We start from the raw sequence: 24,213 nt of genomic DNA, 5'->3' as shown, positions 1-24,213 counted from the left end.
CTCTCTTTGCTACTTTAAAACCTTTTAAGACTAAGGTGTTACCAAGGTTTGGTTTACTGCTCAATCGAGTGTAAATGAGATTTATTATTTAAACTTTGGCTATGGCGAGAGTTGCGGAATTCCAGTAACTTTAACAATTTCAGTGGATTGAAAATATAACAAGTCATTAAAGCAAGACAAAAAACAGTTGGTTTTTGCTCCTTCGTCACTTATTTTAACCAACTATTTTTAGCCTCTTAATGAGGCGTTATATGCTTGTCCTGAGTGTACGAATCTAAATTGAAGGTATAAAATTGTCATATTTATTAATAGTTTTAGCTCTTTTAGCCACTGTTGTCGGTATTAGGGGAGACACTTGGAATAATCAAAGACAAGGGTTGCGTAAAGTATCTATTACAGGTTGGGTGGCGTTTGCATTGGCTTGTTCTATAGCCGCCTTTTCTATTGTTAAAGAGTATCAAGAAAACAGTGAGAAGCAGGAAAATGAAAGAAAGCTATTGTTTAAACGGTTAGATGGACTCGACTCTCTCGCTACACAGTCGTGGTATTTGAGTTCGATGTTTAAATCTATAGCCAAGGATATAGATGATAGGCCGGAACTTTATGAACTATCATTGAACCAACTTAGGTTTATGAAGGATGAGCTTTCTCGTTCTCAGAGTAGCTATGCTCAGGTATTAGATCGTAGCGAAAGAATAGCTTTAGAACATTTAATGCTGCAGGTAACTGGATCTTTACATGGCTTAACATTAGAGAAGCAAGTTACAAATTCTAGCGACTTTGAGTATCTAGCTAAAGAAGCTTTAGAAGCAAATATTACATTTTGTCAGCCTATAAAAGACAAGAACCCTCTGTGCTATATGGGTGAGACAGTTAGTGCTAATTAATTGATCGCACATAACAAGAGACTATGGCGTCAATGGCTAGTTTTAAACTTTTGGCGCTTCCCACATAACCCCGTCTCTGAGCATCGAATTTAGGATCACAATCATCTTCCTGACACACGCAACTTTAACAGTGTAGATAGTTCAGATTTGCGAATTTGGTTGTGAAACGGCTTAAGCGACAGGGCATTTAAAGCCGCTGTTTAGTGACTGGTGAATATCGGTAAGATTTGCATCTTTTTGAATGGAAAGGGTTTTAAAAGCAGCTTTGAGTAACCTATCAAAAGATAAACAACGACTTCGTTGCAAAAATCCAGACTAAACAGCAAGGCGGTTTAAATTTTTCGATTAAAAGACTGCTTTTAATTGACGAAAAATTTGGTTAATGTGCATCTGAACTCTGTTTTTGGTTGATTGATTATTGGCGTAACCATTTGATCATTAACAGAGCTCAACTGCTAGTTTTCTTAAGATCCAGCCTATGAGTTGCAGCTAAAACCTGAGTCTCACATTACCCGAACTCGGTTTAAAAGAGTAATTTGATAGGTTTATTATCCATACAAGGCAATCAAGCAGGAAAATTTACAGTTGGCTGTTTTCACTGCGCTCAACAATTTTAGCCAAGGAAGCGGCAGATAAGTTTGTTAGATACTCGATATTATCATTGTGTTTCGCGCTGTATGCGATTGTGCAGTAATGAGTAATCATACTCATATTGTGTTGTATGTGGATGATAAAAAAGCATTAAGATTGAGTGATAGAGCAGTATTGTTACGCTGGCATAAGCTTTTTAAAGGTACACCGTTAAGCCACAAGTTCTTGCAAAATGAGCCTTTATACGAAGGGCTGCGATTTTTTCTAAGTAAAGACATTAAAGAATACAGTACTTAGCAGAACCGCACAAATCTGTTAAACTATCGCGCTTTATTGCTTGGGGCGTTGAAAATATGGAATGTCGTTTACATTGTGGTGCGTGCTGTATCGCGCCAAGCATTAGTTCTAGCTTTCCTCTACACCCTAATGGTAAAGAGGCTGGGGAGCGTTGTAAAAACCTCACTGATGATAATTTATGTAAGCTATTTGGTAAACCTGAACGACCAAAAGTTTGTCATGATTTTAAAGCAACAGAGTGGGTATGTGGAAGCACAGCTATTGAAGCGATTGCTATTCTTAATGAGCTTGAAACGCTAACCCGGTAATTTTAAACTCTTCAAATACTGTTCACAGATTGTATGTAACACCAGTTTTATTAAAACACTGCTCATTCTAACGATCTAAACGATTTATTAACTTCGTTAAAAATTATTGATGTAGAATAACGACATACCTAAATTTTTTAGTCTGGTTACTAAAGCATTGTTCAGTCAAAATATCTGATTATTTATGCTATTGGTATAATATACAAACAGACGATAATAAATTATTAATACCGATGCAGTTTATCTAATGTATTAACGTGATTTTTGATACGGATTTATAAGGCTAAGGGAGTTAGCAAAAGTATGAAGAAAATAACCATTTTTGGTAAACCTGGCAGCGGAAAGTCTGTACTAAGTCAAAAAATGGCTTTAGCAACTGGAATTCAACTACACCAATTAGACTCAATTTACTATAAAAAAGTGGTGTTCCTCTCAGTAAAGGTGAGTTTAACGCAATTCATGATGATATTTTAGCTAATGAATGCTGGATAATAGATGGTTTGGGGCCAATTAGTGCATTTAAACGGCGTTTAGAAGCTGCGGATACATTAATCTATATCGATTTACCTTATTTAACGTGCTATTGGTTAGTGACAAAGCGGTTATTTAAAAGTTTTTACAAAAAGCCATTAGGTTGGCCTGATGGCAGTTCGGTGGTACAGGGCACTCTCAATAGTTTCATAACGTTAAGACTATGCCCTGCATTTTGGAATGAGCAGTTTTTAGCGCAACTCAAAGCACAAGCATCTAAAACTAAACATTTACATGTAATTAAATCAATGTATGAACTAGAGCAATTTTATAAAAGCATCTAAATTCTGAATTAAACGTCATGATTTAACTGCGCATTAAAGCGCTCTATTAATTTCACACAGGTTTTGGCACATCACTTTTATCAGCGGGTTTCTTATTAGCAATATTATTTGCTTTTTCAATACTATAGAGGCTAGCATTAGAGACAGTTTGGTTATTATTTTTTTGAGGATTAAAAGATAATTTGGTCAACAAAGGGAAATGATCAGAGCCAATAGAGGGCAACCTTTGGATATCTCTAAGTTCAAAGTGATGGCTATGAAAGATATGATCTAACGGCCAGCGAAAAAATGGGTAGTCAGCATGAAATGTGTTAAACATGCCACGGCCAATTCGCGGGTCTAATAAGCCACTAATTTCGCGAAATAGATGTGTGGTTTTAGACCAAGCAACATCATTGAGATCGCCCGTCACGATGACAGGCTGTGTGGTGTCAGCTAAACTTTTAGCAACCAAAATAAGTTCCACATCTCGTTCCGTTGATTCAGTGTTTTCTGTTGGACTTGGTGGTGCGGGGTGTAAAAAATGGGTTCTAACTTTATCTCCCGTTCTTAAAACAATGGTGGTGTGCATTGAAGGAATGTTGTCCTCGATAAGAAATTCGATTTGTTCATTCTCTAATGGGAGTCGAGAGTACACATGCATACCGTATAGGTTATCGAGCGGGCACTTGATGCTATTTGGCATATCAGCCTCAATGACTTGTAGTTGCTCCTCCCACCACTTTGTAGATTCAAGCGTGACTAAAATATCTGGCTGATGTTTTTGTACTAACTTAATTAATGCATTGGCGTTACGGTTTGTCGCAAGCACATTAGACGTGAGTATAGATATCTCACTATCAAGGTTGTCGTTTTCGCAGTGCCTTACCCTTTTTTTCCAAAGAGATGTATAGGGGAGTATCCAACTAATTTGCCAAGCTAAGCAACAAAGGGTGATGCTCATGAGCACCCAAGAAATCACTTGTGTTAAATCTAATACCAGTGCTTGAATAATCACTGTCAAAAACGCCAAGGTAGCAAGCTGTAAACGTGGAAAGTCCATACTTCTAACAATCCAATGTGTATTGTTAGATAGCGGAAGTAGGGTTGAAATTACAACTAGGCATGTAAAAAAGGTCAGTAAGTATTGCATAGGCCGTTGGCTAATAGTTTTGTGATTGATTTTACGCGACTTTGTATACTTAGCAATAATAATTGTGAAAGGCTTGATGATAGCTCTCAATGGTTTATGCGGGGCGAGCTAAGTCACCTTATAACAAAGTGGCAGGGTAAAATTTACATAGTACTATAAATTGTACACAGTAAATTTTACCCGAGTTACCTAATTACCTTCTCGCTATAATCCACACTGCGTGAATTATTCCAGGAATGTAGCCAAATAACGTGAGAATAATGTTCAGCCAAAAAGCCCCGCCAAGGCCAACTTGCAAGAACACACCAAGCGGTGGCAATAAGATTGAAAAGATGATTCGAATTAAGTCCATTAGGATTCCTTATTTATTAAGTCGTATTTTGTTACAGCAGTTTTCATGCCATTAAATGGAATTGGAACTAAACTTGCTTTTACTGTATACCTTGAATAAAAATTAAGTTGATTAGTAAATGATAGACTTTGAAATCAACATCGCCTTAGTGTTATTTCACCTTATACAGATTGCGACTGCTTTTTTGTTAACTTTACCATTGGCGATTAACCGAGAATATAAGTCCGATAGTGCAGGTTTAAGAACATTTCCATTAGTTGCCATTTCCTGCTGTGCTTTTGTACTGGTTGGTATAGATGTTTTTTCTGCAGGTGATGCTCAAGCGAGGGTTGTGTACGGGGTTATTACTGGCATTGGATTTATTGGTGGAGGGGCTATTTACAAAAGCGATGCACATGTTGAGGGAACGGCAACGGCTGCTGGAATTTGGCTCACTGGGGCTATAGGGATTTCGGTTGCATATAGTCGTTATGAAATTGCGTTGGTGCTAAGCGCCGTTGGGTACTTGGTTTTTCAATTACTTGAACCTTATAAACATAAGGATGAAAAACAGGAAAACAAAGCGTAAGACAGTGATAATATACATCTAGTGACCAGTTTGTAAGGATAAAAATGATAAAATTTCATAGCCTGAGTCAATCATATCGCAAAGTTATTAACAGCATTGCATTTTACCCCTCTTTAATTGCCATTGTATTTTTAGTTTCTGCGTTAATTACATTGTTTTTTGAATACTTGGAACCAGTTAAACAGTTTGAACTGCGTTTTTCATTTATTCTTGTTGATAGTGTTGAAAATGCCCGTACGATTCTAAGTATTTTAATTGGTAGTATTATATCACTCACCGTTTTTAGTTTTTCAATGGTGATGGTTGTACTTAATACTGCCAGTATGAATCTTTCGCCTCGTCTCGTGCCTGGGCTGATATCAAAAAAATCACACCAGTTGGTGTTAGGGTTTTATTTGGGGAGTATCATTTATTCAACAATCATGTTGATAAATATTGATGATGTATCAAGTAATAATACTATTTTAGATATTCCCGCTTTAGGTATTTTATTCGCACTCTTACAGGGGTTAGCATCTCTTGTATGCTTTGTGTATTTTATTCACTCTATTTCACAAACTATTCAAGTAGATAGTGTGTTAAATAGTCTATTTTCAAGAACAAAGTATGAAATGAATGCGTTAGTTGAACTGCACCAAAATCAAGATGAGGTGAGTTCAGGTAAGTTTGAACAGTGGCATGAACTACAAAGTAACACCGGTGGATACTTTAAAGGGGTTAAGGCTAAGCAGTTATGTAATATATTGGCACGCGAAGAGTTATCCCTTTATGTTTGTGTAAAGCAGGGCTACTTTACGGTTAAAGGCTACCCGTTTCTGCGTTGTAATAAGCCAATAAATAATGACACGGAATTAGTGGAAGAAATTTTATCTTGCTTCATTTTTTATGTAGAAGAATATATTAGTGATCATTATAGCTATGGTATGACGCAAATATCGGAAATTGCTGTTAAAGCAATGAGTCCAGGTATTAACGATCCTGGCTCGGCAGTTAAAGCCATTGACATGTTAAGCCTATTATTAATAAAGCGTATGGAATTGAAAGATATTAGTGTTTCTAGTGTGCAAAAAAGCGCTACCAGTAGATTGTTTTTTCATGAAATTTCAATAAATGAATTACTGCATGATAATTTCACACCGATTAGGCATTATGCAAGAAGCGATGCTTTTGTGATGGAAAATATATTGGAAGCATTTAAAAATATGCTGTTTGTTACTAGTGGTAAAGGGTTAGTCAGTGAGGAAATATATCGCTATTTATACGCCATAATAAGCGATATAAATAGAAACATTGTTAATCACTACGATAGAGAAGTGCTGCGCAATATGCTTGAGGCCATTTCCCGAGTAAACCCTGAGGAGGGGGATAAGTTATTAACTTATTACGACAAAAAATAATCGAGCCAAGTTATTAAACTTAGCCCGATTATTATATTTAGTACGCCGGTTTAGGCGGGAAATTTTGTAAGATTTGTGAAACGGTTTCATTGATTGAAGCCGTTCTTTGCTCTGGCGTTTGCTTTGAACGTAGTCGGCCTTCTTTGGCACCGCGCCAAATTAATTGTTGTGATGCATTATCAATCACGTCAATAACCAAAGTGCCCACATCGTATTCTTTGCCAGTAGTTTGGCTTTGCATTCCCCAACCCCAATAATTCCAGCGCACACCATAGTGTGTGTTGAGAGTGCTAGATTCTATTTTACTCTCTACAGATGCATGATAGTTAACTAACACGTCGGCTGTGTCGGCCTCAACAATACGCATACCCTGTGTGGATAAGCTTTGCTTGATTGCCGTTCTTACCCGCTTTTCCATTAAATCATTGATCTGGTAGTCTGTTTTGCTTGCTTTTAGGGCTGCATTGGGTGCCCATGCAAAGGTTTTGTAGTTTGCAAACTCAATTGATTGGTCATAATCCCAATCAGGTGAGCTTGAGCACGCGCTCAATAATAAAATTGCAGACGTAATAAGTAACTTTTTAAACATAATTAACACTCCTTGGGTCACCTTGCTAAGCATACAAGCTGACCTATAAACAACTTAAACTATCAGATCAGACTGTTGAAGTATTGCTATGTTCCACTTCAATCCAGTCTTTTTCGTCTACCCAGTTTTGGCTACCACTTTTAACACTGCGAATTGGTACAATATAGTCACAGCTAATTTGTGGTTTAACAGAAGCAAAAATAGGCACGAAACCAAAACTTAATGCGGTTTCGATAATGGCCTTTTGGTTCTGTGGATCAATATCAGCCGCTTCATCAATATAAATAGGAATACGATATAGCGTCTGCTCCTGATCAGAAAGTAAATAACGAATGAATAACATACCACATAACAATTTTATTGTAATACGCGTTCCATTTGACCCCGCTGAATCAATTTTATCAAAGTGTTCTGTTTCTCCAGCGCGATTGACTACTTCAAAACGTATATCGAAAAGATCTGTAAGTGTTAAACCAGCTTTGTCACTTGCTAATTTAATTAAGTGATCTTTGGCTTGATTTAACGCCTTTTCGTCACTCGGTTTTACTGATAATAAGTCAAAGTTATCACCTTTTTCATAATTATCTGAGGTGCTAATAATGGTGTCGATACTTTCGACCAACATTTTACGAGCAATAATATTAATCTTAAATGATTGCAAGTTTGAAATGCGATGCTGGCTTATACCACGATTAAAGCTATTCATTTCACGACGAAGACGGTCTAAGTCTTCACGTAATCCTTTAATAGTTGCAGCAACTTCGGTTAATGCCACACGTGCATGGCGCTCAACCGCGTCTCGTTCATTATCTAGGTTATGATATGCACTGATCAACTTTGCATATTTTTCATTTTCATCGCTTTCATTATCGAATTTGGTAATACCGGCGTTATAAATATGCAGATAAGTGTTTTGAACATTAACGACTAAATTTCTTAGCTCGTTACACTGCTTATTAAATTGGTGCACCACTTCCGCTAGGTTATCAAAATCCAACTTAACATCTACAGGGTAGGGTACTTGTTTACCCGTAAAAATGTTCAATGTGTGATCTATACGTTCAGATTTCACCTGACGTAATCTATCGTTTTGACGCGTTAATAAGTCTTGCTTACTTTTGATGATAGAGCGTCTATCTGAAATTGAGCCTGCATTGCGCTGTACATCTTGTAAATATTCATCCACTTGCTCGCGTTCGGCATTAAGCTGTTCGCGAAGCAACTCTTGCGCATCTATAGACTGTTGCATGGTTTGATATTGTTCAAAGCGTTTTAACGCGCCCTCAAGGCTCATTAGTTCTTCATAAAGTGCATCACGCTCTTGTTGTTTTTGCGCAACATTAGCAGCCACGTCTCGTTGTTGTTTAAATTCTAGTAATGACTGTTGCAGTGCATCCAGCTGCGCTTTTAATTGTTCTTTATTTTCACCACTTTGCATTTGTACAGGGCTGAGCTTTTTAAGCTTAATGGTGGCCCCAGGTAAAGTGAGCTCGCCACCTTTAACATTGGCAGATAGCTGTGCTAAAAATGCCCCAAATTTATCATCATCGGTAATGGCAACTTCACCTTGGTTAGTCGTGGCAAACGATAATAAATCAGGATTTAGAATACGTGATATCTCTTCTACTTCTTTAAGCGACAAGTCTTCTCGCATTCGAGTAAACAAGTTAAATTCAAGGTTCTTAAGCTGTAGTTTTAAACTTTTTACTTGCTTTTGTGTTTCGCTAATTCGATAGTCCAGAGTATGCAAGCTTTGGCCCTGAGCACTATTAATAGAAAACGATAATTGCTCATATTCTTTTTTTAGTAGCTGTAAATTTGTTTTTAATGTTGCGTGGTTAGTCAGTTCAAACTCAGTTTTAAGGGCATAATAATCATTAAACCATTGCTCTATTTGTGTTTGCTTGCGCTCAATATCCCGTGACTGTTGTAAATAAAGCTGTTGTTTTTGCTCAAAGTCATGCTTTTCTTGTTCAATGTCTTCTAGCTGGACACTAAGCTCAGCAAAATGGGCTTGCTGGTATTGATCATATTCAACTAGTGCAACATCAATTTTGGGCGCGTAGGCTGCTAATCTACCTTTGAGGGTGGCTTCACTATCTAGCATGGTTTCAAGGGCTGCGATTGGTTCTTGCATTGACTCAAGCGCATTCAATTCGCGACGAGCATGGTTAACTTTATCAAATGCCCTTCGCCATACTTCGTAAAAATCCACACGGGAGTTTGACATATGGCGCTCAAATACCCGCAGCATAAAACGCTTTACGTCACTGGCTCCAAGTTTGTGTAGATTTAAAATACGGCGAAATATTTCTTTATAAATAGCCGCATCTTGCACATTGTTAAGCGGGATCATTTTAAGATTAACATCAGAGTCAAACTGAGTTGCTCCACCGGTGAGTAAGGCGTTTAATTCTTGCGCTTTGAGTTCCTTAGGCTTTTTACCTTGGCTTTCTAAGTGCTTAAATAATTTAGTGAATTTAATGATACTTTTACCTTCGGTAAAGTCATCAAGGCTTAATTTACCATTAAAGCAAAAAAACTGATGTGCAAAGCCGGCTATTTTTCCAAGTCCAGCAACGCCTATCACCACATCACCATGGGGCAGGTTCGCTTCAAGCAAGATATAGGACTGATCTGTAGAGAAGTAAAACTTTCTGGTTTCTTCTAAATCATGGCCATCCCACTCAGTTAATCGCAAGTCATTTATTAATGGGAACTGTAGAGCATTGATGACCGAGCTTTTACCGGTATTATTTGGGGCACATATTGAGGCACTTTTATTCAGCGGTATGACACATTTTGCGTAACCTGCCGTATTTAATAATGCTAATTTACTTAGCCCGTATAACTTACTCATACTTCTTCCTCGAGTTCGTCAAAATTACCTTCATTTACTTCCATCAACGCGTCGAGATAACGATAAACGGGCGCTAGGTGCATAAAGCCTTGTTCAACTTCTTTTGCGAGCCCTAAGCGAACCATGCGTAGGTAAACGTCTTTTCGTAAATCTGATCCTGAGAAAATTTCCAACTGATCGAATAGGTGCTTATTTAATTGAACTACGCTTTGCATCAACTCTAAATCTGCCACTTCGTCAAACAAGGCACGTAGAGGGTCCTTACCTTGGTTTGCATAGTGCTCAATTAAGATGAACACAGTCAATGCTATGGCTCTAGAAATTTTACCCATGTTCGGTGTACTTTCATCGCTTGCAAGATAATAAAAGCCTCTACTATCGTGCTGTAAATCGTGACCAAGGGCATTAAATAAGGCTTGATAAGCATCAATATGCTGGTCCAGTTGTTGCCAAAGCGTGGTGTCTTGTTCACTGATGTGATGTCCGCTCACCAATTTTTTATTGATGGCTTGTAATTCACTTAGTTCTGATAAGTTAATTTGTGTCATTGTTTTTTTCTTGTGCTGTACTTGCATTGAACGGATAAAGCGCAAAGGTATTGCCATTGATGCTGATTTTGGTGCGTTCAGTGTCTTGCTGTAATTCAAATTGTTGGTCGCTGATTAACTTTTGGTATAAAAATAGCATTTCATCAGCGTCTAAGCTTGGGTATTGCTCATTCAAAAAGCCCAATAACGCCTGACGTTTAGCACCACTACTGGCAAACTTTTTAGTAAATGATAAACGCACATCGTTATAATCGGGAATATTTGGGCTTTGATATGCTGGTACATCTGTACTGTCAGGTAATTCATACTCGGCATGTTCAAATTGAGCAAGGCTTGCCATGTATGCAACCATATGACGTTGTTGGCCAAGTGAAAAACGCTGAATGTCAGATACAAACTCAGGTTGCACTGACGTTAGCATGCGGTCAACACCATTTTTTCTTATTAAGCCAAGCACTTTGGCGGCTTGTCGAGTGATTAATGTATTACGACGTAACTCTTCACGCAGGGGCATCAGCATATCTGCACTTTTACGCAAGCTCTCACGCCCCACTAGGTGCATATCTAAAATTCGGGTACGAAGTTGTTCAAGCATCCGTTTATCGCGGGCACCACGCCCGAATAACTCGATGTTTTCAATTTGATTGCTTATTTGCTGTTCTATCATGATAAAACAGGCGTGAAATGGGCCTCGAATATCCACCATTTCAAGCATCGGTTCGATATATTCATCGAATGCTTCAATAACGGCCTTATAACGTTTTTGCAATGATAAGTTACTGTGGTCTGATTTAGCTTGTTCTACAAGATTAAAAATAGCGCTTTCATTATGTTCAAACAATTTGACTATTTTACGAACACGTTCATCCATGATGCGGCTAAAGCGTCGCAGCTCGCTGAAATCACCCTCATCACCCGCTTGGTGTAAACGTAAACCTAAGCGTTCTAGATCTTTTACTAACACAGTAATTTCTTCTGCTAAGCCTAAGTTTTCTTCTTGTAATAAAAAGCTGGCAAAATCGGCGATTGCACGATTAATCTCTAATTGTGATGACTTAGCCAATGGAATGATAATTTCTTGATTTAAAAGACGGTTAGTCTCTTTAAAAATTCGTTCGCTCGTCCACTGGGGGTTTTTATGTTTTATGATGCTTTGAACATCTTTTAGGCTGAAATCGGTCATTTTAAACCGTTTAAAAAGCAGCTCTAATACGCTCCAATGCTCATGAAGAGTATTTAATACTTTTTTTGCTGGGATCATAACTTTCCAGTTTGTATCAATTTTGTGACATATAGGGCAAATTAATTACTTGTAGCCATAGCGCATACACGCTGCAAATGCTATTCTTCGCGCCGATTTACCACGTTACCTTCAAATTTTATTAATTTTACTTAACAGGTTGTTTACGCAATATGGTTACGCCCATTATCCTTACCCTGATAGCGATTGCGTTCTTGCTTATCGTTATAGAGGATATCATCCATGTAAACAAGGCCAAAACTACCCTTTTTTTTGGTACTTTATGTTGGATTATCGCTTTTATCTTCCCAATTAATGGGCAAAGCCCAGAAACTGTACAACATCAACTAGATCATAACATTCTTGAAATCGCCACTCTATGGTTATTCTTAATGGCTGCAATGACATTTGTAGCTTATTTGAATTCTAAAGGCTTTATTCAAAATATTGTTCACCGGGTAATGCCAGCCCAGATAAGTGAGCGTAAGTTAATGTTTTTAGTTGGTATATCAGCATTTATATTTTCGTCTATTTCAGACAATATTACCGCAACATTGATTTCACTTGCTGTAGTAATGTCACTGAAATTAGACCCCAAAAAATTAATAAAGTACGCAACACTTATAATTTTTAGTGTAAACAGTGGGGGGGTGTCATTAATAACCGGTGATGTAACCACGTTAATGATATTTTTAGCTGACAAAGTAACAATTCCAGATTTGTTATTGCTCATCGCACCTGCGTTAGTGAGCGTAATCGCACTTGCTGCAATGCTGTCGGTGGGTATGAATAGCACTTTGGAGTTTAATAAAGATACCACTAGGCGAATTGAAAAAACTGACATTACCATTGCAGTTATTTTTATGTCGACGATTTTTGCCACTTTATTTTTAAGTGTGCAATATAAAGTGCCACCATTACTTACTTTTTTGTTCGGCTTGTCTTTGATGTTTTTAGTTGCACAGTTTTTGATGCGAAAAAAAGATGTCAATAAAAAGATTATTGATTACATTCGTGAAATTGAATATGACACCTTATTGTTCTTTGTTGGTGTGCTGCTCTTGGTTGGTGCGCTCAAAGAAGTGGGGGTTTTAGCCATGTTTACAGATTTGTATGTTTATATGAGCCCAGAATATGCTAATTATTTGATGGGTCTGTTATCAGCAGCTGTCGATAATGTGCCGCTTACCGCTGCGCTGTTAAAAGCAGATATAACCATGACGGCTCAGCAGTGGCTAATGTTCACCTATGCAACTGGTGTTGGTGGCTCAATGTTGGTGATTGGATCTGCGGCAGGGATCATTGCCATGAGCAAAGTAAAGGCATTGACCTTTATGAGTTATTTGCGGATGTCATTGTATTTACTCGTTGCATATACTATCGGTTATGCGGGGGCGTATTTGTCAGGTCAGTATATTTAAGGGTTTTAAGGTGTTTAGGTAATTAAAACTTGACACCCAGACGTCTAAAAGATATTTTTTATCGGCCCACTCATTTAGTGGGCTTTTATTTTGCTAAGATTCAGGTTTGTTGCGGCAAGATATTCAGAAGAGGTGCGATGCTTAGGTATTTAGTGGTAGGTGACGAGAGCCAATGACTGCTAAAGAGGGAAGTACTCGCCGAGGAAAGTCACAGTACGTCGCTGTGGGTTTTCGGTTTATGAGGCTGAATCCTCAAAACTGTCACCGTTAATGGTGGAGAGCTTCTGGCAAAGGTCATATCATATTATTCCAGCACCTTTATTGCCAAGTTCTCCTGTTTTTTATGATCGCAAAATGTGGTCACAAGGAGATATCATGAGTTCGCAGTACACAGTCGCAAAGTTTGGTGGTACCAGTGTAGCCAATTATCCTGCCATGCTTCGCTGTGCGCAAATTATTCACAACGACAATCAAGTTCGATTAGTTACTGTAAGTGCCAGCGCAGGCGTGACTAATCATTTGGTTACTCTCACTCAACAAAAAGCAAATGAATCACAAAGACTTGCACTAGTTGAAGCCGTTGTTGCCATTCAAGATGCCATTTTACAGCAACTAACTTTAGATACTGATTTAGCAAAGGGCTTTGAACAAACCCTAGATGAATTTAAATCGTTGGCTTTATTACCTGCTTTAAGCACTCAGCAATGCGATGAGATGTTGAGCTTTGGTGAGCGGCTTTCGTCTTTTTTGTTTACTCAAGTACTGCGTAATTTAGGGGTTAATGCAGATCGCTTTGATGTTCGTAAAGTGCTCAAAACCGATAATCGTTTTGGCAAAGCCACTCCTGATATTGTTGCCACAGCAGAAGCTGCACAATCACACCTTATCCCATTATTAGAAAGTAAAGTGATTGTTACACAGGGTTTTATTGGTAGTGATCCGTATGGACAAACGACTACGTTAGGCCGTGGTGGTTCAGATTATAGTGCGGCATTATTGGCTGAGGCAATTCAAGCACAATCTATCCATATTTGGACCGATGTTGTGGGTATTTTTAGCACTGACCCTAGGCTTTGCGACAAAGCAACACCTATAGCCCGTTTAAGTTTTGATGAAGCTGCTGAAATGGCGACTTTTGGTGCCAAAGTACTCCATCCAGCCACCATATTACCCGCAAGCCGCAGTGGGATTGCCGTGTTCGTTGGTTCAAGCCGAGACCCTCAAGCGGGTGGCACTTGGATTGAACGTGAAAAGTCGAACCTGCCGGGTATTCGTGCAGTAACACAACGTAAAAACCAAATACTGCTAACATTGAAAAGCCCCGAAATGTTATTAGCCAGTGGTTTTTTAGCGCGCATATTTACTATTCTAAGCGAATATAACATCTCTGTTGATTTGGTCACTACGTCAGAAATTAGTGTGGCTATTACCTTAGACAATGCACAAAACTCATCACGTCCAGAGTTAGATCAAGCCTGTCTTGAACAGTTGAGTAAATTTTGCCATGTAACCGTTGAGAATAATTTAACCTTGGTTGCATTAATCGGTTCAGAAATCCAGCTTAAACAACATCAGATGAATCTCATGCAGGTATTGAGCGATTTTAATATTCGTTTAATTTGCCATGGCGCAAGCAAACATAACTTGTGCTTTTTAGTTGAGCAATCCCATTCCGACCATGTTGTGCAATCAATCCACGCTAAATTATTAGAATCTGCATAATAGGTATATCAACGAAAAAGGGCACTTTAAATAGTGCCAAATCTTGATTTGTATTGATATCGTTGAATTCTAATAAGTAAATTGATTAGTCTACGAAACAGAGCGTGGACCTATTTCATTCGCATTTTTTAACAACTTAAGTATAATCGGCCGACCAAAACAATAACTAAATTTGCGTAAATATGGCTCAATTACGAGATGGTTTTCAAAGCCGAATTGGCTTTGTACTCGCCGCGGCAGGTGCTGCAGTTGGATTAGGAAATATTTGGGGGGTTTCCCACACAAGCGGCGAATCACGGTGGTGGTGCGTTTTTACTTGTTTACTTTATTGTTATATTTTTGTTAGCACTGCCTGCACTTTATACTGAACTTTATCTTGGCCACCAAGCACAATCAAACCCGGTTACAGCGCTTCGTCAAGCATGGCAGGAAAAAGCCCCTAAAATAGGTGCTGGTGCAGGGTATATGGGGCTGTGTGGTGCCATCGTCATGTTAAGCTTTTACTCAATTGTGGCAGGTTGGATGTTGGCATTCTCGATTGAGCCACTTGCACATGTATTTGGGTTTGAAAACTTGAGTCAATTTTTAAAAGGAGACTCAACGCTCAGAAACTTTATTTTTACGCCATTAATGTTGCTGCTTACTGCGAGTATTATTCTCAAAGGCGTTAAATCAGGTATTGAGGCATGGTCGCGGCGACTAATGCCTGTTTTGTTATTATTACTTATTGCTTTAATCGTCTATATTGCTACCTTGGAAGGCGCTGCTAAAGGCTTTAGTGCTTACCTTATTCCAGACTTTTCTAAAATTACCGACCCAGATTTAATTATTGCTGCAATGGGTCAGGCATTTTTCTCATTATCGTTAGGTGTGGGTTGCATGATGATCTACGGCTCATATTTGAAGCCAAACGAAAACCTACCAAAGTTAACATTAAGCGTTGCAGCTCTAGATACGGGGGTTGCATTTTTAGCAGGCTTATTAATTATACCCGCAGTATTTGTTGCTCAACATAATGGTGTACAAGTGTTTCAAGACGGTAAATTGATAGGTGAGGGTCGCCTTATTTTTGCTGTATTACCTGAGCTTTTTTCAAGTATGGGAGCAATTGGTTTATGGGTTGGTATGACCTTTTTTGTCTTGATGGCAATAGCGTCACTTACCTCAACCATTTCATCAACTGAAATCCCAGTCTCATTCCTTGTGGAAAACCATGGTCTTGATAGGCGCAGTGCAACGTGGTGGGTAACTGGCGTGATTATGGCCGTAGCAAGTTTAATTATTCTGAATTTTGAATGGCTATTTGGTTTGGTTATAAGCGTATTTACGCAATACCAACTACCGTTAATGGGTTTATTTTACTTTATTACAGTAGGCTGGATGTGGAAACGTGGTAATCAGCTACGTTTAGAATGTAAAGGCTTTCATTACTGGTTTGCACAATATGTTCGATTTGTGTGCCCAGTGTTGATGACAGCTGTGTTTTTAAATGTAGCAATAAAGTAGCATAGTATATATTTGGAAAAGGCGTTTAAAACGCCTTTTTTGTTTCAAGCATACGATATATTGTTACCAACGATTGATGTAGTTAAGCTTAGTTGTTTTTTTGAGCACCTTCTTTTTTTTTTCATGCCAGCCACCTTCAAGACTGTAACCTTTGTTTATACTTAACTGATGAACTAAGTGGTGCTCTTTTGAAGTCATTGTTAGCGTGCGCTGTAATACATAACAACAACGCAGCTAGGTAAAAACATGTTAAGTAATGCATACTATTTCCTGATAAAAATACTTCATAAAATCACCTCAGGGTAAAAAGACGTGAAAAGAAAGGAAATCAAATGACAAAAAGTGATTAATTATTTAGATTGCAAGTAAGCGTTTGTAATATAGTTCAAGCAGTGAATAGTCGATGATTTATAAGGTGAACTAATTTTTTAGCTGTTACGTAATGACGAGGTAATGTTTTTTAGGATTTGATCAAATGTCTCGCGCACTTTATTGGTTTACTCACGACTTACGCCTAGCAGATAACGAAGGGGTTACTTCATTGTTATCATCCAATAATTCAGTGGCATTTATTTATGTTATTGACCCTAATTGGTTTAGGCCAATCAATTATAATCAGGCATCAATGGGCGTGCACCGATGGCTTTTTTTACGGCAGTCAATCGAGGACCTGCATAATCAACTAATTGCAAAAGGTCAAAGCCTGCAAGTTGTGGTGGGTAACTCGGCAAATCAAATCTCAAAATTAGTTCGTGATCACACTGTCACGGCGCTTTACACTGCGCAACAGTTTGGTCTTTATGAGAGGCATTCATTAGAGAGAGTTAAAGCAATTTGCCCAAGCTTACAAGTGTATTCTTGTTGCACCAATACGTTGTTTACAAAGGATCAGGTTGATGAGCACTCAATACCAATGCAATCTTTTTCAGCATTTAGAAAACATGTAGAAAGTAACGATTACAGCGTTAAAAAAGACCAAACACAAGAGAGTTCTCTTTGGGAAGCAAAACGCGTTTTATTACCTTTACAGGCGAAGAATCAGTTCAATAAAGTGCTCGATGACATAGAGCAAACAATGTTCATGCCTCATGCCATTAATACTTTAAATAAATGGACAAATGAATTTGTTGGCGGAGAACAACATGCCTGTGAACATTTAAGCTATTATTTTTGCTCATCCGCGCCGTTGACTTATAAAGAAACTAGAAACCAGTTAGAAGGAAAATGTTCATCCACAGGGTTTAGTCCATATCTTGCAATAGGTAACCTCTCGCCAAAGCAAGTGTGGCATGCATTACGGCGCTATGAAAAACAAAACTTAGAGAATGAATCAACTTACTGGATAGGCTTTGAACTATTGTGGCGAGAGTATTTTCAATGGTTATTGGATGAGAATCAAAAAACATTTTTTATGTTCAATGGGTTTGCAAACAAAAAGCCACTTACAAGTTTCTATGCGCAACGATTTACACAATGGTGCAACGGCAGAACAAATTACCCGCTGGTAAATGCATGTATGAATCAGCTCAATGCAACTGGGTATATGTCAAACAGAGGCAGGCAAATTGTAGCCAGTTGTCTAGTTAATGAACTGAGCGTTGATTGGAGATATGGTGCGGCTTATTTTCAAAAACAATTAATTGATTATGATGTTGCATCAAATTGGGGGAATTGGCAGTACATTGCTGGTGTTGGTGTGGACCCTCGGGGTGGACGGCATTTTAATATTGAGAAACAAACTCAACTGTATGATGAAAAAAACGCCTTTATAAATAAGTGGCAAGGTACACTTGAAGTCGAACACACCTATGATTTAACTGATGCAGCAGATTGGCCAGTTAAATGAGTAAATTGAATTTACCAGAGAAGACTTGTCCAGTCTGCTTGCGTCCTTTTAGCTGGCGTAAAAAATGGCAAAAGGATTGGCATAATGTCAAATACTGTTCAAAACGATGCGCAAGTAACAGACGCACGTTAAGGAATAAACTATGAACAACACCTATCGATGCCTCAGACTTATTTTAGGTGATCAGCTCAACGCTCATCACAGTTGGTATAAACACAAACATGATGATGTACTTTATGTAATTGCTGAGTTACATCAAGAAACCTCGTATACAGCGCATCACATTCAAAAAATATGCGCTTTTTTTAGTGCAATGGAACACTTTGCTCAGGCTTTAACAAAGGCCGGGCACAACGTAACGTATTTATCTTTAGACGATACACGCGCTTTAAAAACATTACCAGAATTATTAACCTCATTGATTTCAAAGTATAAAATCAATATTTTTGAATATCAGCTACCTGATGAATATAGACTAAGGTCGCAGTTGTCATCGTTTACGAACTCTCTGTCAATTGAGGTTAACTACTTTGAAACTGAACATTTTTACTTAGATGAGGCACAGCTCAGGGAGAGTTTCAAACAGGGTAAAAGTCATAAAATGGAAGCCTTTTATCGTAGGATGCGAAAAAAATTTAATATCTTGATGGATGGTGAAAAGCCATTAGGTGGTGACTGGAACTATGATAAACAAAACAGGAATAAGCTCAAGTCAGCAGACTTTGCCAAAGTGCCAGAACCATTACTATTTGAACATGATGTTGATGATATAATCGCACGTTTACAGCGTAATGATGTTAAAACGATTGGCCGAATTAATGACAATTTAAATTGGCCAGTAACTCGTATACAAGCCAAAACACTGTTAGATTTTTTCTGTCAGTATTGTTTAGCAGGCTTTGGGCAGTTTCAAGATGCGATGACATGCAAACTCGATAATGCATTGCAATCTAGCCAATGGAGTTTGTTTCACAGTCGTTTGTCGTTTGCACTTAATAGTAAAATGCTTAGCCCAGAGTTTGTTATTAATACTGTAGTGGCATATTACCATAAGCATCAGCAGCAAATTACGCTACCTCAGATAGAGGGGTTTGTAAGACAGATTTTAGGTTGGCGAGAGTTTGTTAGAGGGATTTATTGGGCTAATATGCCGCAATATGCTCAGCTTAATCACTTAAAAGCAGAGTATGCTTTACCTAGTTGGTTTTGGAATGGTTCAACCAATATGAACTGTTTAAAACATGCCATACAGCAATCTCTAGATTATGCATATGCACACCATATTCAAAGGCTGATGATCACGGGCAACTTTTGTTTACTTGCAGGTATTGACCCTGATGAAGTAGATGATTGGTATTTAGGAGTTTATATCGATGCAATAGAGTGGGTAGAAATGCCCAATACTAGAGGTATGAGTCAATTTGCTGATGGTGGGATAGTTGGCTCAAAAGCTTATGCTGCAAGCGGCAATTATGTGAAAAAAATGAGTGACTACTGTAGTGGTTGCCAATATGACGTAACGCAAGCTACAGGCAAAAATGCATGCCCGTTAAACTCCTTATATTGGAGTTTTATGAATAAACATGAAGAAGCCTTTGCTACAAACCCGCGTAACTCAATGGTTTATGCAAATTGGCGCAGAAAAAGCGAAACGCAACGGAAGGAAATTATTGAACAAGCTGAGCAATATATCATAGATATTGAATTACTCTAGCAACAAACTTTTTAAATAACACCAGTGTACTCTTTTTAAGACAATAGCTGAGAGGGCAGCAACTTGAAATGCACTAAATGCAGAGGGGGTCAATTAATCCTCAATTTTTCGGCAATCAAGTAATTTATTTCACTATCAGTTATAACTAAAAGTCTAGGGAAGGTGAGTTTGAGCAAGTATATTATTATTTCGTTGATTGCGTTTATGTGTGCAGTAATAGACGCAATAGGTGGTATGCTGGGTTATTGGTCAGTATCGAATAGTCAGTCTCGCTATTATATTTTTGGTTTTGAGCTGTTAACTTTATGCTTGTTGGTAGTCAACAGTTTTCTCATTGCGCACTATTTACGGACCAGTGAAACACAATTTAGATTAGCAGTTTTGTGCTTTATTGCTTTGATTTTTTGTGTGTTAGGCGATATCGTAAACTTTAATTTTGGTGGCGAGTATTACGGCAAAGGAGATGTTATAAAGCATGATTACTTAATTGACTCTATATGGTTTTTTGGCCCAGGGTATTTACTTATTGTTGTGGCTTTAATGCAAATCTTATTGCAATTTTACCAACCAAAAGTATTATTAGTATGTGTAATCGGTTCACTGCTGTTAGCAACGTTAAGTTACACTAATATGGTTATTTTAGGCAGTGGTGTATACATTATTAGTATGGCTTTCTTTTATAGCTTAGTCATCTCGTTGCCTGCACTGTGTGGGGTTTTATTACTATTAGCTTATGGCTTTAATAAAGCGCCAATATGTATATGGGTTATTTCTTTAGGTTTAGTTTTGGCGAGTATTGCAGATGCAATCATTGGCCAGTTTTGGCTATTTGGAAATAACGGCAAGGGAATATTCCCATTAGCGCGGGAGATAAATTGGATTGTTTATATCGCTTCGCAAAGTATTATTGTTCATATTCCTCGCATCTTGCCTGTTGATGAAAGATCAGCAAATATCAATCATCAAAAACTATGTAAAGGCTAATCTGCAGTTTAAATTACTAATGATAACAAGTTAATAAGGGAAGGCTTATTGCATGGAATATATACTTGCTGTTGTTCTTTTTGCTGTATCTGCATCAGTTACGCCAGGGCCCAATAACGTACTTATTATGACCTCAGGTGTTAATTTTGGTGTTAAAAAGAGTATTCCCCTTCTTTGTGGTATCTGCATTGGTTTTGCCATCATGTTGCTGGTAGTGAGCTTTGGCTTTATGCAAGTATTTACACTTTACCCAAACCTTCATCTAATCATAAAAATAATCGGTGTTAGTTATTTGTTATATTTGGCTTGGGTGATCAGTCGATCATCACTGCCCATTTCAGCTGACATAAAACCACTGCCTTTGTCGTTTTTCAATGGCGCACTGTATCAATGGGTAAATGCAAAAGCATGGGTAGTTGCTTCGGGTGCGGTGGCTGCATTTACGACGGTAGGAGCAAGTAATATAGAGCAAAATATAGTGATTGCAGCGATATTTTTATTGGTATCTTTTCCTTGTGTTGGACTATGGCTGTTTTTTGGTTCATTGCTTAAACGCGCTTTGTCGAACAATAAATACCGAAGCGCGTTTAACAATACAATGGCGTTGTTATTGGTGTTGTCAGTTATCCCGGTCATATTAGAGATTAAGCAACAACTGTTATATTAATACTGAGATCGGAGATTATCGTGATGCAAACATTGCAAACATTGCAAGCGTCGCTTGAGCAAATAAAGAGTGCCGGCAGGCCTCAACCGTTTAGTGTTTATCATTCATATTTTGAACAAAAGTTGTTAGACGTTCCAATTACCAAGCCATTACTGATCGTTATTTTGCAAGGTAGCAAGGCCTTGGGTCACACTCAACAGATGTATTGCCAACAACAATTTATTTTTCTTGCTAACAGCTTGAATATAGATATGCGAAATATACCTGATAATGACGCGTATCAAGCGTTATTAATAGAGTTCGAACCATCTGATTTTGATGTTTTTACAGGGTATCAGAGCGTAACCAAAGAGGTTTCACACTTTAGTGGTCAGGTGTGTGCTCGTTTCGAGTCTTGCTTGACTCAGTTTATACAAAGCTCGTTATGGGCATCAAATGACATATTTACAATGAGAAAGCGTGAGATTTTATGGTTTTTAAAGGAGCTGGGTTTTAATGATGTGTTATCAATAAAGCCACATACTTCTTTGGGCCATAAAGTGCATGAGCTACTTCAGCAAAGTCCACAGCTACATATGAGTGTCTCACAGCTGTGTCGTACTTTGGCGATGAGTGAATCCTCATTGCGCAGAAAACTTAAGTTTGAAGGCACGAGTATTCAAATAATAAAAGACCGAACCAGAATGGCACAAGGTCTTCATCTTCTACAGACTAAACAATATACGATAGGGCATGTTGCATCACTTTGTGGCTTTGATTCGCAGTCTAAATTTACCGAAAAATTTAAAAAGCACTTTGGATTGACACCATCAGCGCTATTGCGAACCAAAATGAAAGATTAGGGCTAATAGTTGGTTGATTATGGGTAACGTTAGTAATGAATGGTCGTTATGCTTTAAATCAACAAATAATTAGCCAATAAATAAAAAGGAAATTCCATGAAAAACAGAATTAATGCCGCTCTATTATTAACCCTTGCACTTACAATGAGTGTTCATGCATTTGAGTTGTCTAGCCATGACATTAAAGATGGCAAGTTTATGAGCAAGCAGCAGGAGTTTAAGGGATTCGGCTGCGATGGTGATAATCTTTCACCACATTTACGATGGCAGGATGCACCTAAACAAACAAAGAGCTTTGCCATTACAGCTTATGACCCTGATGCTCCAACAGGCAGTGGTTGGTGGCACTGGCAGGTTGTTGATATTCCAAGTACAGTAGAGTCATTAGGTTCAGGTGTCGGCACTGCAAAAAATACAGGCTTGCCAGAGGGGGCGAAACAAATTAAAAATGACTATGGGAATGCCAGTTTTGGGGGAGCCTGTCCACCAAAAGGTCATGGTGTACATCGCTATCAGTTTACAATTCATGCATTAGGTGTCGCTAAACTGCCTTTACCTGATGCACCGTCTTCAGCGCTCGTAGGGTATATGATTAATGCGAACAGCTTGGCGTCAAAAACAATTGAAGCACTGTATAAAAAGGATTAATGCCAGCGGGTTACATATGGGCAGTTTGACTGCCCAGCTTGTTTTAATAGCACTGGCTAAGCCAATTTAACAAAGCAACGCTATGCGGACATATGTGAGAAAGTTAAATTTTATCAGGTTTAGAAAAAATGAAATATCAGATTCTTTTGGCAAGTATCTTTTTAAGTGCTTGTACAACTCCCAATCATGTTAAAACAGTAACATCTGCAGATCAGGTAACGGTATATAATAGCAATCCAGATTATCAGCATCGGTTTGATAACTTTTATAAAATGCCTAAGCAGTATCCCGTAAGTTGTATAGAAGATTGCTATCCAAAAACACCACTTATTGAGTGTGAACAGGATATGGAGCGGTGCCAATACATTGGTAATAATCCTGTTTTAGAGCGTAAATCTGGATATCGGTTGCAATGGTTAGGACATGCGACATTTTCAATTCAAACACCAAGTGGTGAAACAATTTTGATAGACCCAGTAAAGCATCAATTTGATTGGCCAATAGACTTGGGGTTCAAATTAACCAGCGGCTTTTACCGAAATGAAGTGCCGTGGCCAAGTGACCTAGAGTCGGGGGTTGATGGCGTGGTTTACTCTCATATTCATTACGATCATTTTAGTACGCAAACAATAAAGTCGCTTGGTAATAAAGTGCATTTTTTCACTCCGCTTGGCTTTGCTGAATATTTCCCTGATGATGGCTATCACATTACACAAATGCCTTGGTTCTCATCAGCGAAGATAAATGGATCAACACTGCACTTTGTGCCAGCGCATCATTTTAGTAGCCGGATCATTGTGCCATATATAACAGAAGATAATGACGCCAGTTTGTGGGGTGGGTGGGTAATTGAATCAAATAACAAACGCTTGTTTTATGCCGGAGATACGGGGTACTCAGAGCATATTGCTGAAATAGCAAAAAGATTTGACGGTTTTGATGTCTGTTTAATGCCAATAGCTTCGTACTTTCATAAAACAGCGGGACGGTGGTATCGAAAAGTACATATGACACCTGAAGACGCTCTTTATGCTGCGCAAGAACTCAATTGTAAAGTGATGATCCCATGGGGATATGGTAATGCGTCTTGGAAAATGGGGGATAAAAGTAGCCATGCTCCGTTGTTTAGATTATTAGGTCAGTACCCGCAAATTCACAGTAAGACCCCGCTGATAATCTTAAATGAAGGCGAGCATATTGAGTTATAAACAGATTATGGCCTGAGTTTCATTGCTATGAAAAATACAAGCTGGGTCGTTTGTTTAAAGTCATTAACATT

22 protein-coding genes, 2 pseudogenes and 1 riboswitch are annotated in these 24,213 nt (G+C 38.3%); of the genes and pseudogenes, 18 read left to right on the top strand and 6 right to left on the bottom strand.

Annotated elements, in window-relative coordinates:
- Nucleotides 1-293 precede the first annotated feature (293 nt).
- From SANK73390_RS12530 to SANK73390_RS12510, 5 genes and pseudogenes are all read left to right on the top strand, one after another.
- A complete protein-coding gene (locus SANK73390_RS12530; RefSeq protein WP_462766328.1) occupies nucleotides 294-887 on the top strand; it encodes a hypothetical protein in 594 nt (197 codons plus the stop codon).
- Nucleotides 888-1,519: 632 nt separating this feature from the next.
- Nucleotides 1,520-1,766: pseudogene (locus SANK73390_RS12525) on the top strand (transposase); the annotation flags it as partial.
- Between the two features lie 65 nt (nucleotides 1,767-1,831).
- Nucleotides 1,832-2,083, top strand: a complete 252-nt coding sequence (locus tag SANK73390_RS12520) for a YkgJ family cysteine cluster protein (protein ID WP_261593952.1) — start codon at nucleotides 1,832-1,834, stop codon at nucleotides 2,081-2,083.
- 303 nt (nucleotides 2,084-2,386) lie between these two features.
- Nucleotides 2,387-2,557, top strand: a complete 171-nt coding sequence (locus SANK73390_RS12515) for a hypothetical protein (protein ID WP_462766327.1) — start codon at nucleotides 2,387-2,389, stop codon at nucleotides 2,555-2,557.
- Nucleotides 2,558-2,583: 26 nt separating this feature from the next.
- Nucleotides 2,584-2,898, top strand: coding sequence for a hypothetical protein (locus SANK73390_RS12510; RefSeq protein WP_462766326.1), 315 nt, complete (start codon nucleotides 2,584-2,586; stop codon nucleotides 2,896-2,898).
- A 52-nt stretch (nucleotides 2,899-2,950) separates the two neighbouring features.
- Here SANK73390_RS12510 and SANK73390_RS12505 read toward each other — a convergent pair whose 3' ends face one another.
- Nucleotides 2,951-3,940 (bottom strand): endonuclease/exonuclease/phosphatase family protein, encoded by a 990-nt coding sequence (locus SANK73390_RS12505; RefSeq protein WP_462766325.1) that lies wholly within the window; start codon nucleotides 3,938-3,940, stop codon nucleotides 2,951-2,953.
- A 283-nt stretch (nucleotides 3,941-4,223) separates the two neighbouring features.
- A complete protein-coding gene (locus tag SANK73390_RS12500; RefSeq protein WP_261593931.1) occupies nucleotides 4,224-4,382 on the bottom strand; it encodes a YqaE/Pmp3 family membrane protein in 159 nt (52 codons plus the stop codon).
- Nucleotides 4,383-4,500: 118 nt separating this feature from the next.
- On the opposite strand from SANK73390_RS12500, the gene SANK73390_RS12495 reads away from it, so the two are divergent.
- Nucleotides 4,501-4,950 (top strand): MgtC/SapB family protein, encoded by a 450-nt coding sequence (locus SANK73390_RS12495; protein ID WP_261627174.1) that lies wholly within the window; start codon nucleotides 4,501-4,503, stop codon nucleotides 4,948-4,950.
- A gap of 44 nt (nucleotides 4,951-4,994) precedes the next feature.
- Complete coding sequence (locus SANK73390_RS12490; RefSeq protein ID WP_462766324.1) at nucleotides 4,995-6,347, top strand: DUF2254 domain-containing protein; 1,353 nt, start codon at nucleotides 4,995-4,997, stop codon at nucleotides 6,345-6,347.
- A gap of 37 nt (nucleotides 6,348-6,384) precedes the next feature.
- On the opposite strand, the gene SANK73390_RS12485 is transcribed toward SANK73390_RS12490, so the two are convergent.
- The 4 genes from SANK73390_RS12485 to SANK73390_RS12470 all read right to left on the bottom strand — a co-directional run bounded on the left by SANK73390_RS12485 (nucleotide 6,385) and on the right by SANK73390_RS12470 (nucleotide 11,605).
- Nucleotides 6,385-6,936, bottom strand: a complete 552-nt coding sequence (locus tag SANK73390_RS12485) for a DUF4136 domain-containing protein (RefSeq protein WP_462766323.1) — start codon at nucleotides 6,934-6,936, stop codon at nucleotides 6,385-6,387.
- A 67-nt stretch (nucleotides 6,937-7,003) separates the two neighbouring features.
- Nucleotides 7,004-9,796 (bottom strand): ATPase, encoded by a 2,793-nt coding sequence (locus SANK73390_RS12480; RefSeq protein WP_462766322.1) that lies wholly within the window; start codon nucleotides 9,794-9,796, stop codon nucleotides 7,004-7,006.
- The gene (locus SANK73390_RS12475) at nucleotides 9,793-10,344 is read right to left on the bottom strand and encodes a condensin complex protein MksE (protein ID WP_462766321.1); all 552 of its coding nucleotides are present in this window, start codon (nucleotides 10,342-10,344) and stop codon (nucleotides 9,793-9,795) included. Before SANK73390_RS12475 ends, SANK73390_RS12480 begins: the two co-directional genes overlap by 4 nt.
- Entirely contained in the window at nucleotides 10,331-11,605 is a 1,275-nt protein-coding gene (locus tag SANK73390_RS12470; RefSeq protein ID WP_462766320.1) for a hypothetical protein, read from the bottom strand. The genes SANK73390_RS12475 and SANK73390_RS12470 overlap by 14 nt, the downstream gene beginning before the upstream one ends.
- 152 nt (nucleotides 11,606-11,757) lie before the next feature.
- Here SANK73390_RS12470 and nhaD point away from each other — a divergent pair, with 152 nt between their 5' ends.
- From nhaD to SANK73390_RS12415, 11 genes and pseudogenes are all read left to right on the top strand, one after another.
- Nucleotides 11,758-13,005, top strand: coding sequence for a sodium:proton antiporter NhaD (nhaD, locus tag SANK73390_RS12465; RefSeq protein ID WP_462766319.1), 1,248 nt, complete (start codon nucleotides 11,758-11,760; stop codon nucleotides 13,003-13,005).
- A 119-nt stretch (nucleotides 13,006-13,124) separates the two neighbouring features.
- A riboswitch (Lysine riboswitch) is annotated at nucleotides 13,125-13,297 on the top strand.
- A gap of 83 nt (nucleotides 13,298-13,380) precedes the next feature.
- Nucleotides 13,381-14,727, top strand: coding sequence for a lysine-sensitive aspartokinase 3 (lysC, locus tag SANK73390_RS12460; protein ID WP_462766318.1), 1,347 nt, complete (start codon nucleotides 13,381-13,383; stop codon nucleotides 14,725-14,727).
- Nucleotides 14,728-14,909: 182 nt separating this feature from the next.
- Nucleotides 14,910-16,233: pseudogene (locus SANK73390_RS12455) on the top strand (sodium-dependent transporter).
- A 475-nt stretch (nucleotides 16,234-16,708) separates the two neighbouring features.
- Nucleotides 16,709-18,079 (top strand): DASH family cryptochrome, encoded by a 1,371-nt coding sequence (locus SANK73390_RS12450; protein ID WP_462766317.1) that lies wholly within the window; start codon nucleotides 16,709-16,711, stop codon nucleotides 18,077-18,079.
- Nucleotides 18,076-18,225, top strand: coding sequence for a DUF2256 domain-containing protein (locus SANK73390_RS12445; protein ID WP_462766316.1), 150 nt, complete (start codon nucleotides 18,076-18,078; stop codon nucleotides 18,223-18,225). Before SANK73390_RS12450 ends, SANK73390_RS12445 begins: the two co-directional genes overlap by 4 nt.
- Nucleotides 18,222-19,793: a cryptochrome/photolyase family protein gene (locus SANK73390_RS12440; RefSeq protein WP_462766315.1), complete on the top strand. Its 1,572-nt coding sequence runs from the start codon at nucleotides 18,222-18,224 to the stop codon at nucleotides 19,791-19,793. The genes SANK73390_RS12445 and SANK73390_RS12440 overlap by 4 nt, the downstream gene beginning before the upstream one ends.
- Before the next feature lie 168 nt (nucleotides 19,794-19,961).
- Nucleotides 19,962-20,777, top strand: coding sequence for a hypothetical protein (locus SANK73390_RS12435; RefSeq protein ID WP_462766314.1), 816 nt, complete (start codon nucleotides 19,962-19,964; stop codon nucleotides 20,775-20,777).
- A gap of 52 nt (nucleotides 20,778-20,829) precedes the next feature.
- Entirely contained in the window at nucleotides 20,830-21,444 is a 615-nt protein-coding gene (locus tag SANK73390_RS12430; RefSeq protein WP_462766313.1) for a LysE family translocator, read from the top strand.
- Nucleotides 21,445-21,467: 23 nt separating this feature from the next.
- The gene (locus SANK73390_RS12425) at nucleotides 21,468-22,286 is read left to right on the top strand and encodes a helix-turn-helix transcriptional regulator (RefSeq protein ID WP_462766329.1); all 819 of its coding nucleotides are present in this window, start codon (nucleotides 21,468-21,470) and stop codon (nucleotides 22,284-22,286) included.
- Nucleotides 22,287-22,382: 96 nt separating this feature from the next.
- Nucleotides 22,383-22,934 (top strand): YbhB/YbcL family Raf kinase inhibitor-like protein, encoded by a 552-nt coding sequence (locus SANK73390_RS12420; RefSeq protein ID WP_462766312.1) that lies wholly within the window; start codon nucleotides 22,383-22,385, stop codon nucleotides 22,932-22,934.
- 128 nt (nucleotides 22,935-23,062) lie between these two features.
- A complete protein-coding gene (locus SANK73390_RS12415) occupies nucleotides 23,063-24,142 on the top strand; it encodes an MBL fold metallo-hydrolase (protein ID WP_462766311.1) in 1,080 nt (359 codons plus the stop codon).
- The last annotated feature ends 71 nt before the right edge of the window (nucleotides 24,143-24,213 follow it).

The organism is Pseudoalteromonas sp. SANK 73390 (assembly GCF_054966645.1).
Note: the sequence above shows the minus strand (reverse complement) of the source record. Positions and strands in the feature narration are given on the sequence as shown.

Coding starts and splice junctions, on each gene's coding strand:
- SANK73390_RS12440 (WP_462766315.1), top strand. CDS start 18,222: ATGAACAACACCTATCGATGCCTCAGACTTATTTTAGGTGATCAGCTC.
- SANK73390_RS12515 (WP_462766327.1), top strand. CDS start 2,387: ATGAAGAAAATAACCATTTTTGGTAAACCTGGCAGCGGAAAGTCTGTA.
- SANK73390_RS12445 (WP_462766316.1), top strand. CDS start 18,076: ATGAGTAAATTGAATTTACCAGAGAAGACTTGTCCAGTCTGCTTGCGT.
- SANK73390_RS12495 (WP_261627174.1), top strand. CDS start 4,501: ATGATAGACTTTGAAATCAACATCGCCTTAGTGTTATTTCACCTTATA.
- SANK73390_RS12420 (WP_462766312.1), top strand. CDS start 22,383: ATGAAAAACAGAATTAATGCCGCTCTATTATTAACCCTTGCACTTACA.
- SANK73390_RS12470 (WP_462766320.1), bottom strand. CDS start 11,605: ATGATCCCAGCAAAAAAAGTATTAAATACTCTTCATGAGCATTGGAGC.
- SANK73390_RS12415 (WP_462766311.1), top strand. CDS start 23,063: ATGAAATATCAGATTCTTTTGGCAAGTATCTTTTTAAGTGCTTGTACA.
- SANK73390_RS12490 (WP_462766324.1), top strand. CDS start 4,995: ATGATAAAATTTCATAGCCTGAGTCAATCATATCGCAAAGTTATTAAC.
- SANK73390_RS12485 (WP_462766323.1), bottom strand. CDS start 6,936: ATGTTTAAAAAGTTACTTATTACGTCTGCAATTTTATTATTGAGCGCG.
- SANK73390_RS12425 (WP_462766329.1), top strand. CDS start 21,468: ATGCAAACATTGCAAACATTGCAAGCGTCGCTTGAGCAAATAAAGAGT.
- SANK73390_RS12520 (WP_261593952.1), top strand. CDS start 1,832: ATGGAATGTCGTTTACATTGTGGTGCGTGCTGTATCGCGCCAAGCATT.
- lysC (WP_462766318.1), top strand. CDS start 13,381: ATGAGTTCGCAGTACACAGTCGCAAAGTTTGGTGGTACCAGTGTAGCC.
- SANK73390_RS12480 (WP_462766322.1), bottom strand. CDS start 9,796: ATGAGTAAGTTATACGGGCTAAGTAAATTAGCATTATTAAATACGGCA.
- nhaD (WP_462766319.1), top strand. CDS start 11,758: ATGGTTACGCCCATTATCCTTACCCTGATAGCGATTGCGTTCTTGCTT.
- SANK73390_RS12450 (WP_462766317.1), top strand. CDS start 16,709: ATGTCTCGCGCACTTTATTGGTTTACTCACGACTTACGCCTAGCAGAT.
- SANK73390_RS12430 (WP_462766313.1), top strand. CDS start 20,830: ATGGAATATATACTTGCTGTTGTTCTTTTTGCTGTATCTGCATCAGTT.
- SANK73390_RS12505 (WP_462766325.1), bottom strand. CDS start 3,940: ATGGACTTTCCACGTTTACAGCTTGCTACCTTGGCGTTTTTGACAGTG.
- SANK73390_RS12475 (WP_462766321.1), bottom strand. CDS start 10,344: ATGACACAAATTAACTTATCAGAACTAAGTGAATTACAAGCCATCAAT.
- SANK73390_RS12500 (WP_261593931.1), bottom strand. CDS start 4,382: ATGGACTTAATTCGAATCATCTTTTCAATCTTATTGCCACCGCTTGGT.